Below are 1,051 nucleotides of genomic sequence, written 5' to 3'. Positions count from 1 at the left end.
GCAGCAACATGGCGCTGGACGGCATCGTCATCGACACTGACCGCGACGGCATCGACATCGATTGCTGCCGCGACGTCCGCGTCACCAACTGCACCGTCAACGCGCCCAAGGACGATGCGATCGTCCTGAAAAGCAGCTATTCGCTGGACCGCAAGGTCATGTGCGAGGACATCTTGATTCAGGGGTGCAAGACCAGCGGCTATGCCATGGGGTCCTTGCTCGACGGAACGTATCGCAAATCCGATTACGGCGCGCCGGACAAGACCGGCGTGCTGGGGCGGATCAAGCTGGGCACCGAAACCAATGGCGGGTTCCGCAATGTGCGGATCAGCGATTGTATCTGCACCAACAGCCGCGGCATCCTGATGGGCATCGTCGATGGCGGGGTGATGGAGGATATTTCGGTGTCGGGCATCACGCTGCGCGATCCGGTCAACCATCCGCTGTTCGTTCATCACGGCGCGCGGTTGCGTGCGCCCAAGGGGACGCAGATCGGCGCGATCCGGCGGGTGCGGTTTGACGACATCCAGGTGTCAGGCGCCGATCCGCGCTATCCGTGCGGAGTCGAAGGGATTGCCGATGGGCCGGTCGAGGATGTGACGTTCAGCGGCGTCCATGTCGCGTCGGCTGGCGGCGGCACTGCGGCCGAGGCCGCGCGCGAGCCGGAATATCGGCGTGAGACCAGCCTGGAGGTCAGCTACCTCAAGACGCTGCCCGCACATGGCATTTATGCGCGTCATGCAAAGCGGCTGACGGTGAAGGATTGCCGCTTCACCGTGGACAAGGCGGATGCCCGCCCGACAGTGGCACTGCGGCATGTGCAAGGTGCGATCATCGACGAGCTTGCATCGACCAAGCCGCGCGACGAGGCTGTGTCGATCAAGGACAGCAGTGGCGTTGCGATTGGCGATGTGCGGGTGTTGTCCTGATGCAATTGGGCGATCTGGCGTTCGGTGCGGCGTCGATCGGCAACCTCTATCGTGAGGTGCCGGACGCCCAAGCCCGTGAGGTGGTTGCGAGGGCATGGGATGCCGGCGTCCGCTATTTCGAC

1 protein-coding gene is annotated in these 1,051 nt (G+C 63.6%); it reads left to right on the top strand.

Annotation, left to right across the window (positions count from 1 at the left end):
* A partial coding sequence (locus U1769_RS25460) for a glycoside hydrolase family protein (RefSeq protein ID WP_503644661.1) occupies window positions 1-929 on the top strand: 929 nt, incomplete at its 5' end.
* Window positions 930-1,051 lie beyond the last annotated feature (122 nt).

The organism is Parasphingomonas zepuensis (genome assembly GCF_036663735.1).
Classification (GTDB): domain Bacteria; phylum Pseudomonadota; class Alphaproteobacteria; order Sphingomonadales; family Sphingomonadaceae; genus Sphingomonas.
The sequence above is the reverse complement of the archived record's forward strand: the minus strand, read 5'-3'. Positions and strand labels throughout refer to the sequence as shown.